12 protein-coding genes are annotated in these 16,071 nt (G+C 69.6%); 4 read left to right on the top strand and 8 right to left on the bottom strand.

The window, feature by feature from the left end:
* Window positions 1–352: 352 nt before the first annotated feature.
* The 3 genes from ACWDR4_RS48285 to thyX all read right to left on the bottom strand — a co-directional run bounded on the left by ACWDR4_RS48285 (window position 353) and on the right by thyX (window position 4,027).
* A complete protein-coding gene (locus ACWDR4_RS48285; RefSeq protein WP_450418339.1) occupies window positions 353–2,038 on the bottom strand; it encodes a ribonuclease J in 1,686 nt (561 codons plus the stop codon).
* 129 nt (window positions 2,039–2,167) lie between these two features.
* On the bottom strand, window positions 2,168–3,067 hold the full coding sequence (gene dapA / locus ACWDR4_RS48280; RefSeq protein ID WP_450418337.1) for a 4-hydroxy-tetrahydrodipicolinate synthase: 900 nt from the start codon (window positions 3,065–3,067) through the stop codon (window positions 2,168–2,170).
* Between the two features lie 219 nt (window positions 3,068–3,286).
* Entirely contained in the window at window positions 3,287–4,027 is a 741-nt protein-coding gene (gene thyX, locus ACWDR4_RS48275; protein ID WP_450418335.1) for an FAD-dependent thymidylate synthase, read from the bottom strand.
* 188 nt (window positions 4,028–4,215) lie between these two features.
* On the opposite strand from thyX, the gene ACWDR4_RS48270 reads away from it, so the two are divergent.
* Both ACWDR4_RS48270 and ACWDR4_RS48265 read left to right on the top strand, forming a co-directional pair.
* Window positions 4,216–4,455, top strand: a complete 240-nt coding sequence (locus tag ACWDR4_RS48270; RefSeq protein WP_450418334.1) for a hypothetical protein — start codon at window positions 4,216–4,218, stop codon at window positions 4,453–4,455.
* Between the two features lie 128 nt (window positions 4,456–4,583).
* Window positions 4,584–5,141 carry a hypothetical protein gene (locus ACWDR4_RS48265; protein WP_450418332.1) on the top strand — a complete coding sequence of 186 codons (558 nt, stop codon included), beginning with the start codon at window positions 4,584–4,586 and terminating at the stop codon, window positions 5,139–5,141.
* A 121-nt stretch (window positions 5,142–5,262) separates the two neighbouring features.
* Here ACWDR4_RS48265 and ACWDR4_RS48260 read toward each other — a convergent pair whose 3' ends face one another.
* From ACWDR4_RS48260 to rpsO, 5 genes are all read right to left on the bottom strand, one after another.
* On the bottom strand, window positions 5,263–5,721 hold the full coding sequence (locus ACWDR4_RS48260; protein ID WP_450418331.1) for a hypothetical protein: 459 nt from the start codon (window positions 5,719–5,721) through the stop codon (window positions 5,263–5,265).
* A gap of 8 nt (window positions 5,722–5,729) precedes the next feature.
* Window positions 5,730–6,482, bottom strand: a complete 753-nt coding sequence (gene dapB, locus ACWDR4_RS48255; RefSeq protein ID WP_450418330.1) for a 4-hydroxy-tetrahydrodipicolinate reductase — start codon at window positions 6,480–6,482, stop codon at window positions 5,730–5,732.
* A gap of 62 nt (window positions 6,483–6,544) precedes the next feature.
* The gene (locus ACWDR4_RS48250; RefSeq protein WP_450418328.1) at window positions 6,545–7,924 is read right to left on the bottom strand and encodes a M16 family metallopeptidase; all 1,380 of its coding nucleotides are present in this window, start codon (window positions 7,922–7,924) and stop codon (window positions 6,545–6,547) included.
* A complete protein-coding gene (locus ACWDR4_RS48245; RefSeq protein ID WP_450418326.1) occupies window positions 7,921–10,143 on the bottom strand; it encodes a polyribonucleotide nucleotidyltransferase in 2,223 nt (740 codons plus the stop codon). The genes ACWDR4_RS48250 and ACWDR4_RS48245 overlap by 4 nt, the downstream gene beginning before the upstream one ends.
* Before the next feature lie 354 nt (window positions 10,144–10,497).
* Complete coding sequence (gene rpsO / locus ACWDR4_RS48240; RefSeq protein WP_189149835.1) at window positions 10,498–10,785, bottom strand: 30S ribosomal protein S15; 288 nt, start codon at window positions 10,783–10,785, stop codon at window positions 10,498–10,500.
* A gap of 286 nt (window positions 10,786–11,071) precedes the next feature.
* On the opposite strand from rpsO, the gene ACWDR4_RS48235 reads away from it, so the two are divergent.
* Window positions 11,072–11,467: a DUF397 domain-containing protein gene (locus ACWDR4_RS48235; RefSeq protein WP_450418324.1), complete on the top strand. Its 396-nt coding sequence runs from the start codon at window positions 11,072–11,074 to the stop codon at window positions 11,465–11,467.
* Window positions 11,468–11,957: 490 nt separating this feature from the next.
* A complete protein-coding gene (locus ACWDR4_RS48230; RefSeq protein WP_450418322.1) occupies window positions 11,958–15,974 on the top strand; it encodes an SCO5717 family growth-regulating ATPase in 4,017 nt (1,338 codons plus the stop codon).
* Window positions 15,975–16,071 lie beyond the last annotated feature (97 nt).

The raw sequence follows: 16,071 nt of genomic DNA, 5'->3' as shown, positions 1-16,071 counted from the left end.
GTTGAGTTCTCAAGGAACGGACGCTTCCTTCGTACTCACCCTCTCGGGCTTTCCTCCGGGCTTCCCTTCGGTCTTGCGTTTCCGACTCTATCAGACCGTTTTCCGATCCGATTTCCTCGGTGCTTTCCAGGTTTCCGCTTTCGCGTTTCCCTTTCCGGAGACTCCGACTTTATCAGAAGTTCTGAGTCGGAATTTCCGCCCCTGCTCGGGCTGGTCCCTGGTGCGCAGTTGCACCGGGTTCCCTCGCTGGCGGAGCCGTAAACGTACTGGAGCGGGGCTCCTCGATGCAAATCGAGGAGCCCCGCTCCGAGTTCACGTGCAGGAGGGCCTGCTCAGACGCCCTCCGTGTCCGTCAGACCTCCACGACGACCGGGAGGATCATCGGGCGCCGGCGGTAGTTGTCCGACACCCATTTGCCCAGCGTGCGGCGGATGAGCTGCTGCATCTGATGAGGCTCCACCACCCCGTCCTGTGCCGAGCGCTCCAGCACCTCGGCGATCCTCGGGACGACGTCGGTGAAGGCGGAGTCGTCGATGCCCGAGCCGCGTGCCTGGATGTGCGGGCCGCCCGTGATCTTGCCCGTGGACGAGTCCATCACCACGAAGACCGAGATGATGCCCTCGTCGCCGAGGATCCTGCGGTCCTTCAGCGTGGGTTCGCCGACATCCCCGACCGAGAGTCCGTCGACGTACACGTACCCGGCCTGGACCTTGCCCGAGATCTTCGCCTTGCCCTCGATGAGGTCGACGACCACGCCGTCCTCGGCGATGACGATCCGGTCGTGCGGGACGCCGGTCATGGCGCCCAGCTCGGCGTTGGCCCGTAGATGGCGCCATTCGCCGTGGACCGGCATCAGGTTGCGCGGCTTGCAGATGTTGTAGAAGTACAGGAGCTCGCCGGCCGAGGCGTGGCCGGAAACGTGCACCTTGGCATTCCCCTTGTGGACGACCTTCGCGCCCCAGCGGGTCAGGCCGTTGATCACCCGGTACACCGAGTTCTCGTTGCCGGGGATCAGCGACGAGGCGAGGATCACCGTGTCGCCCTGGACGATGCGGATCTGGTGGTCCCTGTTGGCCATGCGGGACAGCGCCGCCATCGGTTCGCCCTGCGAGCCCGTGCAGACCAGCACGATCTGGTGGTCCGGGAGGTCGTCGAGGGTCTTGACGTCCACCACCAGGCCCGGTGGGACCTTCAGATAGCCCAGGTCCCGGGCGATGCCCATGTTGCGGACCATCGAGCGGCCGACGAAGGCGACCCTGCGGCCGTACTCGTGGGCCGCGTCCAGGATCTGCTGGATGCGGTGGATGTGGCTCGCGAAGCTCGCCACGATGACCCGCTTGCTGGCGCCCGCGAAGACCTGGCGCAGCACGTTCGAGATGTCACGCTCGGGCGGGACGAAGCCCGGGACTTCGGCGTTCGTCGAGTCGGAGAGGAGAAGGTCGATGCCCTCTTCGCTCAGCCGTGCGAATGCGTGCAGGTCCGTGAGGCGGCCGTCCAGCGGGAGCTGGTCCATCTTGAAGTCGCCCGTGTGGACCACCATGCCCGCAGGGGTGCGGATGGCGACCGCGAGGGCGTCCGGAATGGAGTGGTTGACCGCGACGAACTCGCAGTCGAAGGGGCCGATGCGCTCGCGGTTCCCCTCCGTCACCTCAAGGGTGTACGGGCGGATGCGGTGCTCCTGGAGCTTCGCCTCGATGAAGGCCAGGGTCAGCTTGGAGCCGATCAGCGGGATGTCCGGCTTCTCCCGCAGGAGGTAGGGGACGGCGCCGATGTGGTCCTCGTGGCCGTGCGTGAGGACGATGCCCTCGATGTCGTCGAGGCGGTCCCTGATGGACGTGAAGTCCGGCAGGATCAGGTCGATTCCGGGCTGCTCCTCCTCGGGGAAGAGGACGCCGCAGTCGACGATGAGCAGGCGTCCGCCGTACTCGAAGACGGTCATGTTGCGGCCGATCTCGCCGAGGCCGCCCAGCGGGGTGACCCGGAGGCCGCCCTTCGGGAGCTTCGGCGGGGCGCCGAGTTCAGGATGCGGATGACTCAAAAGACTCTCCTCACCACACGCGCCACGTACCGGTAAGGCACGTGGCGCGCATGACGTTCGTGCAAAAGCAGTTGTTGGATGTGGACTGCGGACACAGTTGTCCCGCGTATTCAGTTGTGAAGTCTGATGTCAGAGCTGTACCCCGCCGGCGGCAAGATCGATCTTGAGCTGGGCGATCTCGTCGGCCGACAGCTCGACCATCGGGGCGCGCAGCGGTCCGGCGGGCAGGCCCTGGAGGGCGAGCGCGGCCTTGGTGGTCATGACGCCCTGGGTACGGAACATGCCGGTGAAGACGGGGAGCAGCTTCTGGTGGATCTCGGTCGCCTTCTGGACGTCGCCGGCGACGTACGCCTCGACCAGAGTGCGCAGCTCCGGTGTGACGACGTGGCCGACGACCGACACGAAGCCGACCGCGCCCACGGAGAGCAGCGGCAGGTTCAGCATGTCGTCGCCCGAGTACCAGGCGAGTCCGGAGCGGGCGATCGACCAGCTGGCCCGGCCGAGGTCGCCCTTGGCGTCCTTGTTGGCAACGATCCGGGGGTGCTCGGCGAGCCGGACGATCGTCTCGGTGCTGATCGGGACACCGCTGCGGCCCGGGATGTCGTACAGCATGACCGGGAGTTCGGTGGCGTCGGCGATGGCCGTGAAGTGCCGGTACAGGCCCTCCTGCGGGGGCTTGTTGTAGTACGGCGTGACGGTCAGGAGGCCGTGTGCGCCGGTCTTCTCGGCCGCGCGGGCCAGTTCGACGCTGTGGTGGGTGTCGTTCGTGCCGACGCCCGCGATGATGTGGGCCCGGTCTCCGACCGCCTCCAGTACGGCTCGTACGAGATCCGATTTCTCCGCGTCGCTGGTGGTCGGGGACTCACCGGTGGTGCCGTTGATGACCAGGCCGTCGTTGCCTGCGTCCACCAGGTGGGTGGCGAGCCGCTGAGCGCCGTCGAGGTCGAGCGCGCCGTCCGCCGTGAACGGCGTGACCATGGCGGTGAGGACCCGCCCGAAGGGGGTCTGCGGAGTGGAGGTCGGAGCCATGGGTACCACGCTACTCGCTGCTCAGGGCGCGGTCTGCCCTAGGGGTGCGGGAAAAGTCAGGACAAATACGGAGCCCGGCACTGCCTGCTCGGGGGTTCAAGCAGTGCCGGGTCCGTTTGATCAGGCTAGATGAACCTCCCGAAATACCGCAATACGGACACTTCGCGAGGCTGATCCGCACATCTGTGCCCGGCGGTAGAACACGCGCGTGTGCCTGCCTTACGGCGCGACCCTGCCGTTCTTGTTGAAGGCCGCGTGGGTCAGCGGCATGAGCCCGGCCCACGCCGCCTCCATCTTCTCGCCGACCATCTCGATCTCGCGCTGCGGGAACGACGGCACCTTCGCCAGCTCGTGCTGCGTGCGCAGGCCGAGGAAGTGCATCAGGGAGCGCGCGTTGCAGGTGGCGTACATCGACGAGAACAGGCCGACCGGGAGGACCGCGCGGGCGACCTCGCGGGCGACGCCCTGCGCGAGCATCTGCTGGTAGTTCCGGTACGCCTGGCGGTACGCGTCCTCCATGGCGTGCTCCACGAGTTCGTGCTGCTCGGGGGTGCCCTCCACGAAGACGTACTTGCCCGGCCGCCCCTGCTGGACGAGCTTGCGCGACGCGTCCGGCACGTAGAACACGGGCTGCAACTCCCGGTACCGCCCGGACTCCTCGTTGTACGACCATCCCACGCGGTGCCGCATGAACTCACGGAAGACGAAGATCGGGGCGCTGATGAAGAACGTCATGGAGTTGTGCTCGAACGGGCTGCCGTGCCGGTCTCGCATGAGGTAGTTGATCAGTCCCGTCGAGCTCTCCGGGTCCTTGTTCAACTCGTCCAGGGACTGCTCCCCGACGGTCGACACACGGGCCGCGAACAGCACATCGGAGTCAGCCGCGCTGTGTTTGACCAGTTCGACGGTCACATCGCTACGCAGGTCGATCTTGAACTCGTCGTCGGGGGTGGGCGTCACTGTTCGGAGAGTCCTTCCCATCTCGTCATTCGGCGACGCCACTCTACGGCCCACCAAACGGGACGTTCGCCATCGTCACAGAGTTAAGTTGGTGAAACCGGGCACCATTTGGGGCGCTCGCTCGTCTGTACAGACAGCAGTGATTGGTTCGATTTCCAGAGTTCGATCCCCAAGGGAGAAGTACCCCCATGTTGCGCCGGCGCGAGCCCGTACCGTTTGCCTTCATCGCCGAAGCCGACAAGTTCCGCAGCAATGTCGCTCCACCGCCCCGTGAGCGCGCGTCCGTCGGTGACATAGCCGGGCGTTGGTTCCTGGGGCTCACCATCGTCGCCGGGCTGGTGGGCTCCCTGGTCCTCGGGATGCCCGCCCTGTCGGTCGATCAGGCCGCAGGGCAGACACAGCAGTCCCAGGCGGCCGACAACCGTTGAGAGCCCGCCGGGCTGCGGCCGAATGGCGTGGTCCGGCCCTCCTCGGACCCCCAAGACTGGTGACAAGGCAGCCGGCTGTATAACCTCACCGGGCACAGCCCGCGCATGGAATTGAGTGAGGACCAGCCGTGCCCCTGCCCTTCCTTACGGCCGACCGTGCCTCCGACGAGGCCGCGGCCGGCGTCGCGCTGCCGTTCGACGACCGCGACCGCTGGCGGCGCCCGTACCGGCCCGGCCCCTGGCGGGTGGGCGTGGCGGCGCTTCTGCTGCTGCTCTCCTCGTACGTCCTGTTCGCGGCGGTCGTCATCGCGGCCACCGGCAAGCTGTCCGGCGGCGCGGTGTGTCTCGGCATCGCGCTGGGCGTCATCGCCACGGCGCTGCGGCTGCTGCGCACCGGCGTGTGGGTGAGTTCGCGCGGGCTGCGCCGGGTGGGGTTCCTCGGTACGCGGACGACCCGCTGGGAGAAGGTCGTCGCCGTACGGACGGTGCAGCAGCCGGTGCGCTGGCTGGGCCTGCCGCGCACCGTACAGGGACAGGCACTGGTCCTCGTACGCCGGGATCGGGCCGCGGACGATCTGGCGCCGCTGCTGACCACGCACAACCCGGACTTCCTGGGCCGCATGGAGGCGTTCGACCGGGCGGCGGACAGTGTGGAGGCGTGGGCGGCGGAGTTCGGGCGGGGCTGAGTGCTCTGCTGGGGGTGCCGCTCGGTCCGCTGCGGCGCCGTTGTGGCTGGTCGCGCCCGCGCGGCGGAGCCGCACATCGATACAGCCCCGCGCCCCTTTGGGCGCCACCGGAACCGGGTGTTCAGGCCTGCTGGGCCGGTGACCTGCCGTCGTGCAGGGCGATGGCGCGCTGCATCGCCTTGCGGGCGCGGGGGGTGTCGCGGGCGTCGTGGTAGGCGACGGCGAGGCGGAACCAGTTGCGCCAGTCGTCGGGGGCCGACTCCGTCTCGGCCTTGCGCCTGGCGAAGACCTCGTCAGCCGAGTCGCGGTCGACCCGGCCGCTCGGGGTGCGCCTCAACTCGTCGGCGGGCAGGCCGCCTTCGGCGTCCAGTTCGGCGGCGAGACGGTTGGCGTTCCGGACGAACTGCGTGTTCTTCCAGAGGAACCACACGCCGATGACCGGCAGGATCAGGACCGCCACACCGAAGGTGACGGTCAGGAGCGTGCCGGTCTGGATGAGCATGACGCCGCGGCTGCCGACCAGGACGAAGTAGAAGACCAGGACGGCGGCCGAGACGGCGTAGGAGAGCTTCGCTCGCATGATGTCCCTCAGCCGAGGTCGAGGAAGTTTTCCAGGCCGAAGGTGAGGCCCGGGGTGTCCACGACGCGGCGGGCGCCGAGCAGGATGCCCGGCATGAAGCTGCTGTGGTGCAGCGAGTCGTGGCGGACGGTCAGCGTCTCGCCCTCGCCGCCCAGCAGGACCTCCTGGTGGGCGAGCAGGCCGCGCAGGCGTACGGAGTGCACGGGCACCCCGTCGACGTTCGCGCCCCGGGCGCCGTCCAGGGCCGTGACGGTGGCGTCCGGTGCCGGAGCCGAGCCCGCCTTCGCCCGCGCCTCGGCGATGAGCTGGGCGGTGCGCGCCGCGGTGCCGCTGGGCGCGTCCACCTTGTTCGGGTGGTGCAGCTCGATGACCTCGACCGACTCGAAGTAGGGCGCCGCGATCTGCGCGAACCTCATGGTCAGTACGGCCCCGATGGAGAAGTTGGGCGCGATGAGCACGCCCGTCTCCGGGGACTGGGCCAGCCAGCTGCGGAGCTGCGCGAGGCGGTCGTCGGTCCAGCCGGTGGTGCCGACGACCGCGTGGATGCCGTGGCGCACACAGAAGTCGAGGTTGCCCATCACCGAGGCGGGGGTGGTCAGTTCGACCGCGACCTGGGCGCCCGTGTCGGCGAGCGTCTCCAGCTTGTCGCCCCGGCTGAGGGCGGCGACCAGTTCCATGTCCTCGGCGGCCTCGACCGCCCGTACCGCCTCGGATCCGATACGGCCGTTGGCGCCGAGGACCGCCACGCGCAGCTTGCTCATGTTCTTGCTTCCTTACCGGATGGACACGGGGTCGGACGAAAAACGTCGGACGGGTACGGCTGTCAGGCGACGGCCTCGTGCAGACGTGCGGCCTGTTTGTCCTTGAGCGGGCCGATGACCGCCAGCGACGGGCGCTGTCCCAGGATCTCGCGGGCGACCTCCCGGACGGCGTCCGGGGTGACCTCCGCGATCCGGGCCAGCATGTCGTCGACGGACATCTGGTCGCCCCAGCACAGTTCGCTCTTGCCGATACGGTTCATCAGCGCGCCCGTGTCCTCCAGGCCGAGGACCGTCGAACCGCGCAGCTGGCCGATGGCGCGGCCGATCTCCTCGTCGGAGAGGCCGTGCTCGGCGACGTGGTCGAGTTCGTCGCGGCAGATCTTCAGCACGTCGTGGACCTGCGAGGGCCGGCAGCCGGCGTACACGCCGAAGAGGCCGCAGTCGGCGAAGCCGGACGTGTACGAGTACACGCTGTAGGCCAGTCCGCGCTTCTCCCGGACCTCCTGGAAGAGGCGGGACGACATTCCGCCGCCCAGGGCCGTGTTGAGCACGCCGAGGGCCCAGCGGCGCTCGTCCGTGCGGGCCAGGCCCGGCATGCCGAGGACGACATGGGCCTGCTCGGTCTTGCGGCCGAGCAGTTCGACCCGGCCGCTCGTACGGAGGGTGCGGCGGCCGTCGCGCGGGGCGATCGGCGTGGCGTCGAGGTGCTTGAGGGCGCCCGCCTTCTCGAAGGCCGCGCGGACCTGGCGTACGACCTTGTTGTGGTCGATGTTGCCGGCCGCCGCCACGACGAGGTGGGTCGGGTCGTAGTGCTTCTTGTAGAAGCGGCGGATGCGGTCCGCGGTGAGGGCGTTGACCGTGTCGACCGTGCCGAGGACCGGGCGGCCGAGGGGGGTGTCGCCGAGCATGGTGTGCGCGAACAGGTCGTGCACGCAGTCGCCCGGGTCGTCCTCCGTCATCGCGATCTCTTCGAGGATGGCGCCGCGCTCGACGTTGACGTCCTCTTCGAGGATCAGGGAGCCCGTGAGCATGTCGCAGACGACGTCGATGGCGAGCGGGAGGTCGGTGTCGAGCACGCGCGCGTAGTAGCACGTGTACTCCTTCGCCGTGAACGCGTTCATCTCGCCGCCGACCGCGTCGATCGCGGAGGAGATGTCCAGCGCCGACCTGCGCGTCGTGCCCTTGAAGAGCAGGTGCTCCAGGTAGTGCGTGGCGCCGTTCAGGGTCGGCGTCTCGTCGCGGGAGCCGACGTGGGCCCAGATGCCGAAGGTCGCGGAGCGGACCGAGGGCAGGGTTTCGGTGACGATACGCAGGCCGCCCGGGAGGGTGGTCTTACGGACCGTGCCGATGCCGTTGGTGCCCTTGATCAGGGTTTGGGTACGGGCGACGGCCCGCGCCTCCGAGGAGGTGCGGGCCGTCGTCGTGGTGCTGGTCGACGTCACTTGTCGCCGTCGTCCTTCTTGTCGTCCTCGGCGTTCTCTTCACCCTCGATGACGGGGATCAGGGACAGCTTGCCGCGGGAGTCGATCTCGGCGATCTCGACCTGGACCTTGGCGCCCACCGCGACCACGTCCTCGACGTTCTCCACGCGCTTGCCGCCGGCGAGCTTCCGGATCTGCGAGATGTGCAGCAGACCGTCCTTGCCCGGGAGCAGCGACACGAACGCACCGAAGGTCGTCGTCTTCACGACGGTGCCCAGGTAGCGCTCGCCGACCTCCGGCATGGTCGGGTTGGCGATCGAGTTGATCGTGGCGCGCGCGGCCTCGGCCTGCGAACCCTGCTGGGCACCGATGTAGATGGTGCCGTCGTCCTCGATCGTGATGTCGGCGCCGGTGTCCTCCTGGATCTGGTTGATCATCTTGCCCTTGGGGCCGATGACCTCGCCGATCTTGTCCACGGGGATCTTGACGGTGATGATCCGCGGGGCGTTCGGGGACATCTCGTCCGGCGTGTCGATCGCTTCCATCATCACGTCGAGGATGTGGAGGCGGGCGTCACGGGCCTGCTTGAGAGCGGCGGCCAGGACGGAGGCCGGGATGCCGTCCAGCTTGGTGTCCAGCTGGAGGGCGGTCACGAACTCCTTGGTGCCGGCGACCTTGAAGTCCATGTCACCGAAGGCGTCCTCCGCACCGAGGATGTCGGTGAGGGCGACGTAGTGCGTCTCGCCCTTGATCTCCTGGGAGATCAGACCCATGGCGATACCGGCGACGGGGGCCTTCAGCGGCACACCGGCGTTCAGCAGCGACATGGTGGACGCGCAGACCGAGCCCATGGACGTCGAGCCGTTGGAGCCGAGAGCCTCGGACACCTGACGGATCGCGTACGGGAAGTCCTCGCGCGACGGCAGGACCGGCAGGATCGCGCGCTCGGCGAGCGCGCCGTGGCCGATCTCGCGACGCTTCGGGGAGCCGACGCGGCCGGTCTCGCCGACGGAGTACGGCGGGAAGTTGTAGTTGTGCATGTAGCGCTTGCGCGTCACCGGCGACAGGGTGTCGAGCTGCTGCTCCATGCGGAGCATGTTGAGGGTGGTGACGCCCAGGATCTGGGTCTCGCCACGCTCGAACAGCGCCGAACCGTGCACGCGCGGGATGGCCTCGACCTCGGCGGCGAGCGTACGGATGTCCGTGACGCCACGGCCGTCGATGCGGACCTTGTCCTTGATGACGCGCTCACGGACCAGGGACTTGGTCAGCGAGCGGTAGGCCGCGCTGATCTCCTTCTCGCGGCCCTCGAACTGCGGGAGCAGCTTCTCGGCGGCGAGACCCTTGACGCGGTCCAGCTCGGCCTCGCGGTCCTGCTTGCCCGCGATGGTGAGCGCCTGGGACAGCTCGTCCTTGACGGCGGCCGTGAGGGCCTCCAGGACGTCGTCCTGATAGTCGAGGAAGACCGGGAACTCACCAGTGGGCTTGGCGGCCTTGGCGGCGAGGTCGGCCTGGGCCTTGACGAGCACCTTGATGAAGGGCTTCGCGGCGTCCAGACCGGCGGCGACGACCTCCTCGGTCGGCGCCTCGGCGCCGCCCGCGATCAGCTGGATGGTCTTGTCGGTGGCCTCGGCCTCGACCATCATGATCGCGACGTCGCCGTCCTCCAGGACGCGACCGGCGACGACCATGTCGAAGACGGCGTCCTCGAGCTCGGTGTGCGTCGGGAACGCGACCCACTGGCCGTTGATCAGCGCGACGCGGACGCCGCCGATCGGGCCGGAGAAGGGCAGACCGGCCAGCTGCGTGGACGCGGAGGCGGCGTTGATCGCCACGACGTCGTACAGGTGGTCGGGGTTGAGCGCCATGATCGTGGCGACGACCTGGATCTCGTTGCGCAGGCCCTTCTTGAAGGACGGGCGCAGCGGGCGGTCGATCAGGCGGCAGGTGAGGATCGCGTCCTCGGAGGGCCGGCCCTCACGACGGAAGAAGGAACCGGGGATCTTCCCGGCCGCGTACTGGCGCTCCTCGACGTCCACCGTGAGGGGGAAGAAGTCGAGCTGGTCCTTGGGGTTCTTGGAGGCGGTGGTGGCCGACAGCACCATGGTGTCGTCGTCCAGATACGCCACGGCGGAGCCGGCGGCCTGCCTGGCCAGGCGGCCCGTCTCGAAGCGGATGGTGCGGGTGCCGAAGGAACCGTTGTCAATGACGGCCTCGGCGTAGTGGGTCTCGTTCTCCACTAGCGTTTTCTCCGATACTTTTTCGTCTTTTGTCCCGTCCTGCCCGTGTGGCAGAGGGACGTGGGGTCGGAGAAGCGCGCCTTCTGAGTGCGGGCCGGTCTTCGATCGAAGCACCCGGGGGTCGCAGTTCCCGGGGGCCACTACCGAGGACCGGCGGCGGCGAGGTGCACTTCTCCTCGTATGTGTCCTGCGCTTTGTCCTGCGCTTTGTCCTGCGCTTTGTCCTGCGTTTGTGTCGTGCGTATTGCGTTGTGCTACCACACTACAAAGAGGCACTGACACTCCGCACGTTTCCGCACGTACGGCAAAGGGAGCGGCCCCCTAGAAGTGGGAACCGCTCCCTACTCACAGCGTCTTACTTGGCGCCCGCCGCACCGCGACGGATGCCGAGGCGGTCGACCAGCGCACGGAAGCGCTGGATGTCCTTCTTCGCCAGGTACTGGAGAAGGCGGCGACGCTGACCGACGAGGATCAGCAGACCACGACGGGAGTGGTGGTCGTGCTTGTGCGTCTTGAGGTGCTCGGTCAGGTCCGAGATACGGCGCGAGAGCATCGCGACCTGGACCTCGGGGGAGCCGGTGTCGCCCTCCTTGGTACCGAACTCAGAGATGAGCTGCTTCTTCACTGCGGCGTCGAGCGACACGCGTACTCCTCGTAGTCTTTGTAGTAGCCACCGAGTGCCCCTGGTCCACTTCTCAGGGGAGCTTCCGTAACTCGGAAAGCTGGAGATCCGCTGGGCGCGGCCTCCGGAGTGAATGACTCCGGGGGTGCGTACACAAACGGCCGTCGCCCAGGATACCAGCAGGCAGCGGCCGTCTTCACCGCGGTGTGCAAACAGTCCGGACGGCCCGGGCTCGGCCACTAGGGTGAGAACACAGATCGTAGTTGTAGTTGTCGTATGACGTACGTCGGGAAGGGGTCGCTTCGCCATGGCGGAGGTACAGGGCGCACAGGACACCACGGCCGCGCAGGACGAGGACGTCAAGGCGCGCAAGGAGCGGGAGCGGGACGAGCTGTACTCCCTCGACATCTCGGGTGTCGAGTGGCACAGCGCCCCCGGCACGGAGGAGCACGAGGAGCGGGTCGAGATCGCCTATCTCCCCGAGGGCGCGGTGGCCATGCGGTCGTCCCTGGACCATGACACCGTCCTCCGTTACACGGAGGCGGAGTGGACGGCGTTCGTGCTCGGGGCGCGCGACGGGGAGTTCGATCTGGAGCCGACGGAGCAGAACGGCGGGCTCGCGGCGGCCGAGGCCGCGGCTTCGGGCTCGGGGACGGGTTCAGGTTCGGGTGCCGGTACGGATTCCGGCGGGGATGTGGAGTAGGCGGAGCAGGTGGAGTAGATCGATCAGTCGTTCTGGGTGACGGATTGATGGATTCACAAGGGGCGGGACCGGTGCGGTGCGCCGGTCCCGCCCCTCTTTTTCGTGCGCTTTTCCGTGAAGTGCGTTGTCAGAGGGGCCGCCTACTATGCATGTGGGGTTGTGGCGGGTGTGGGGCGGATGTCGTTCCGTTCGTGTCAACTCTCTTGCCGGATAAGGCGGTTCGGGCACGGACGGGATCGGTTCCGGTCAGGCTGTGACGTAATGGACGGTCACTGAGGGGTGGACGGGCCTGCCGGGGCGGGGGTCCTGGTGATTAGGCTGGGTCGGGAGTACCGGGGGAAGCGCCAAGCAGATCGGACGACCTCCGCCGCCCGATGCCGGACGACGTGGACACGACCCACTGAAGAACCGGCTTCGGACGACATGAATACAGACGAGAAATGGTCGCCCCAGCACGGCAAGCGGGTGCTCGACCACATCAGGAGGAACTGTGAACAGCGATCGGGACGGGATCCGCGGGGGCTGGGCCACACCCGGCGATGACCAGTCCGACGCGGAGTCCGCCAGCGAGATGACGGGCGAGTTCACCATCGATTACGCGACGCCTGCCTGGTACACGCAGAACGCGTCGGGGGGGTCGGGGGACGAGACGGATGCCGAGTCGAACGACGAGGCGGGCGCGGAGTCGGGCGATGAGTCGGATACGGGTTCGGGTTCGGAGACTGGTGTAGACGCGGATACGGCTGCGGACGCTCGTTCGGGTGCCGGTGTCGACGATGCGGTGCCCGGCGCCGCTCCCGCTCCCGGTGCTGCGAGTCCTGTGGGTGTGCCCCGGTTGCCGGTCAGCGGTGCGTTCCAGCCGACGGCGCCTCAGTCGGGGGCTGTCGGCGGTCCCGCGAGCCCCACGGCTGTCCCCAGTTTTCCCGTGGGCGGATTCCAGGCCCAGTGGACCCCTCCGCTGCCTCCGGCCCCGCCGGCTCCGGCCGCTCCTCCGGCCGATGCGCAGCACGACTTCGCGGAGCCGGTGGTCTCGGCCGACGCCGGCGGTGAGTCGGGTGACGACTCCGTCGAGGCCGAGACTGTCGCCGCTGAGGTGAGCGTCCCGGACCCGGAGCCTCTGGATGACGTCTCCGCGCTGCAGCCCGTCACGGACGCGGTAGCTGCCGAAGGCGAGGGCGACGAGGGTTCGGACGTCGGTGAGGTCTCCGACGAGGCGAGCGGTGCCGTGCCTCAGGTTCAGGACGCCGAGCATGCGGACGCGGACGCGGAAACCGACGCCCCAGACGCGGAGTTGGTCGACGCGGCGCCCGTGGACGTGGAGTCCGAGGAGTCCGAGGGAGCTGTGGCGACGGACGTTGCCGTCTCGGAGCCGGTGGACGCCGAGCCGGTAGCTGCCCAGGGCGTCGATGTCGAGCCCGAGGACAGCGAGCCCGTGGCTGCCGCCGAGCCCGAGCACGAGGACGCCGCGCCGACGCCGAGTGCGGTCGACGACGTACGCGACTCCGCGCCGGTCGCGCCCGTGCGGGACTCGGTGCCCAGCGCGCCGCTCAACCTGCCTCCGCTGCCGGAGGGCGCGCCCGGGACCGTGCCGCCCTCCTGGGCTCCCCCGGCGACCGGCCAGAGCGGCGGACTGCCGCCGCTGCCTCCGTCCTACCAGCCGGCCGCTCCCGCCACGGCTGGACAGTGGCCCGCGCAGCCGCCGACCCAGCCGGAAGCCGCGCCTCTCCAGCCGCAGGCCGCGTCGGCCACACCGGCACCGGCACCGGGTCAGCCTCAGCCTCCCGCCGTGCCGGGCCAGCAGCCGCCCGTGCCGTCGATGCAGCCCCCGTTCCAGCCGCAGGCCACGCCCGCCGCCTGGAACGCTCCTCCGCCCGCCCCGGCTCCGGCGCCCCCGCAGGCTGGGTACGGCTTCCCGCCACCCAACCCGGCCGCGGCGGCCCCTGAGGTCCCTGCCCCGACCCCGGGTGCGTCACCCGCCGGCTACGGATTCCCGCCGCAGCCGACTCCGGCCGCGCCCACGGGTCCCAACTCCCAGGCCGGGTACGGCTTCCCGCCCCCGGGCAACCGGCCTCCGGCCCCGAACGCCCAGGGCGGCTACGACCTCCCCCAGCCGGGCGCGCCCGCGCCTACCCCGGTGGGCCCCAACGCGCAGGGCGGATACGGCTTCCCGCCCCCCGGCACCCAGCCTCAGCCCCCGGCACCGAACGCCCAGGGTGACTACAGCGTCCCCCAGCCCGGCGCTCCGGCTCCGGCTCCGGCGAGCCCCAACGCCCAAGGCGGATACGGCTTCCCTCCTCCCGGCACCCAGCCTCAGCCCCCGGCCCAGGCCCCGAACGCTCAGGGTGGCTACGGCTTCCCCCAGCCCGGCGTACCCGCCCCGGCCCCGGCCGGGCCCAACGCCCCCGGCGGATACGGCTTCCCTCCCCCGAGCGCCCAGCCCCCGGCCCCGAACGCCCAGGACGGCCACAGCCTCCCGCAACCCGGAGGACCCACCCCGACCCCGGCAGGCCCCAACGCCCAAGGCGGATACGGCTTCCCACACCCCGGCACCAAGCCCCAAGCACCAAGCACCCCTGCCCCGACGCAGGACGGCCCGCCCTCCGGGTACGGGTTCCCGCCGCCGGCAGCACCGCCCGCTGGCCCCAACCCCCAGGGGAGCTACGGCTTCCCCCAGCCCGGCGGGCCCGCCCCGGCTCCGACCCCGGCCGGCCCCAACCCTCAAGGCGGATACGGCTTCCCGTCCCCCGGCGCCCAGCCTCAGCCCCCGGCCCAGGCCCCAGCCGCACCCAGCCCGCAAGGCGCCCACGGCACCCCCCAGCCCGGCGGTCAGCCTCCGGTTTGGGGTGGCCCCGTGCCGGTGCCTCCTGCGCCCGCTGCCAGCCCCCAGGACGGGTACGGTTTCCCGCCTCCCGCCGGGGCACCCGTACCTCAGCCCCCGGCCCCGCAGCCCGGCTACGGCTTCCCGCACCCCGGTGCGCCTGGTGGGCCCGCTGGGCCCGCCGGGGCGCCCGGTGGGTACGGGTTCCCCTTCCCGCAGGCGCCCGCGCAGCAGGCGCCGCCGCAGCCCCACGTACCGCAGCAGGCCGACGCACCCCACCCGCATGCCGGGCCTCAGACGCCCCCGCATGTGCCGGGTGCCGTTCCCGCCTCGCCTCCGCAACCGCTCGGCAGCCCCGTGCCCGGGGTTCCCGCCGGGCCGCAGCCGCCCGTGGACCCGCGTACCGGGGCCGCCTGGCCGCAGCCCATGCAGCACGACCAGCGGCAGATGACCAACCCCGGTGCCGCGCCGCTCGGTTACACCGCGGCCGTCGAGCTGTCCTCCGACCGGCTGCTCAACAACAAGAAGCAGAAGGCGAAGAGCGGCCGGCCCGCTGCCGCGCCCTCCCGTTTCAAGATCGGCGGCAAGAAGGAGGAGGCCGAGCGGCAGCGGAAGCTGGAGCTGATCCGTACGCCTGTGCTGTCCTGCTATCGCATCGCCGTCATCAGCCTCAAGGGCGGTGTCGGCAAGACGACCACGACCACCGCGCTCGGCTCGACCCTCGCCACCGAGCGGCAGGACAAGATCCTCGCCATCGACGCCAACCCGGACGCCGGTACGCTCGGCCGCCGCGTGCGGCGCGAGACCGGGGCCACCATCCGTGACCTCGTCCAGGCGATCCCGTACCTCAACTCCTACATGGACATCCGGCGGTTCACGTCCCAGGCACCCTCCGGACTGGAGATCATCGCCAACGACGTCGACCCGGCCGTCTCCACGGCCTTCAACGACGAGGACTACCGGCGTGCGATCGACGTACTGGGCAAGCAGTACCCGATCATCCTGACCGACTCCGGCACCGGTCTGCTCTACAGCGCCATGCGGGGCGTACTCGACCTCGCCGATCAGCTGATCATCATCTCGACCCCGTCGGTGGACGGTGCCAGCAGCGCCAGTACGACGCTGGACTGGCTGTCCGCGCACGGGTACGCGGATCTGGTCTCGCGGTCCCTCACCGTCATCTCGGGTGTGCGCGAGACCGGCAAGATGATCAAGGTGGAGGACATCGTCTCCCACTTCGAGACGCGCTGCCGGGGCGTCATCACCGTGCCCTTCGACGAGCACCTCGCCGCCGGTGCCGAGGTCGACCTCGACATGATGCGGCCCAAGGTCCGTGAGGCGTACTTCAACCTCGCCGCCCTGATCGCCGAGGACTTCGTACGGCACCAGCAGATGCACGGGCTCTGGACCTCGGACGGCAACCCGCCCCCGGTCGCGGCCCCGCCGCTGCCGGGACACCAGCAACAGCAGATGCAGCAGATTCCGGGGCAGCCGGTGCAGGGGCAGCCGTACCCGGCCCAGCCCGGGCAGCCGGGGCAGTACCCGCCGCCGCCCCAGCCCGGCCAGCCGTACCCGCCCCAGCAGCCGTACGGTTATCCGCCGCAGCCGGGGCAGCCCTACCAGCCGCCTCAGCAGCAGCCCCAGCCCCACCCCCAGCAGCCCGGTTACCCGCAGCCTCCTCAGCAGTAGAGGCAAGCAGCCGACAGCGGAAAGGCGGCCGGCCTCGACGGACGTCCTTGTGCCGGACGTTCCGGGTGTCGACGCGGATACGGACGCGGGTACGGAG

It is taken from the genome of Streptomyces sp. NPDC000878, assembly GCF_053599695.1.
This window is presented reverse-complemented; position numbering and strand designations above follow the sequence as displayed.

Bases quoted from the DNA above. Each gene is read 5' to 3' on its own strand.
- dapA (WP_450418337.1), bottom strand. From the start codon at position 3,067: ATGGCTCCGACCTCCACTCCGCAGACCCCCTTCGGGCGGGTCCTCACC.
- ACWDR4_RS48270 (WP_450418334.1), top strand. From the start codon at position 4,216: ATGTTGCGCCGGCGCGAGCCCGTACCGTTTGCCTTCATCGCCGAAGCC.
- ACWDR4_RS48260 (WP_450418331.1), bottom strand. From the start codon at position 5,721: ATGCGAGCGAAGCTCTCCTACGCCGTCTCGGCCGCCGTCCTGGTCTTC.
- dapB (WP_450418330.1), bottom strand. From the start codon at position 6,482: ATGAGCAAGCTGCGCGTGGCGGTCCTCGGCGCCAACGGCCGTATCGGA.
- ACWDR4_RS48235 (WP_450418324.1), top strand. From the start codon at position 11,072: ATGGCGGAGGTACAGGGCGCACAGGACACCACGGCCGCGCAGGACGAG.